Origin of the sequence: Mesorhizobium sp. M2E.F.Ca.ET.209.01.1.1, from assembly GCF_004010375.2 — a bacterium.
Taxonomy (GTDB): domain Bacteria; phylum Pseudomonadota; class Alphaproteobacteria; order Rhizobiales; family Rhizobiaceae; genus Mesorhizobium.
The window spans coordinates 1-304 of the sequence record NZ_SADP02000978.1; the positions used below are offsets into that span (position 1 = coordinate 1).

General features: G+C 59.2%; 1 tRNA gene. It reads left to right on the forward strand.

What is annotated here, in order from left to right:
• The first annotated feature begins 178 nt into the window (after positions 1 to 178).
• Positions 179 to 254: transfer RNA gene (locus EN852_RS38750), tRNA-Val, on the forward strand.
• Positions 255 to 304: the final 50 nt, after the last annotated feature.

A 304-nucleotide genomic window follows, 5' to 3' on the forward strand; every position in this document is an offset into this window, starting at 1 on the left:
GCTGGATAAGGGGTTCGTTTGCGGGTGTCAAGCGCGGCATGTGAGCATAACAGCAAACTAGAGAAGGTTTTTTGACAAGTCCGACGGCGCCGCGGAAATCCGCCTGGCGACTGGCCGCCCGGTTGCTCATTGGGCCTTGCGAATAGAGCCCTAACTGCTTAAAGGTCCGGCCCGGAGCGGGCGATTAGCTCAGTTGGTAGAGCGCTTCGTTTACACCGAAGATGTCGGCGGTTCGAGCCCGTCATCGCCCACCATCCCAGCCATCTTGAAGCAGTCACCCTGAAGCGAATCTCGCCGTTCGCCG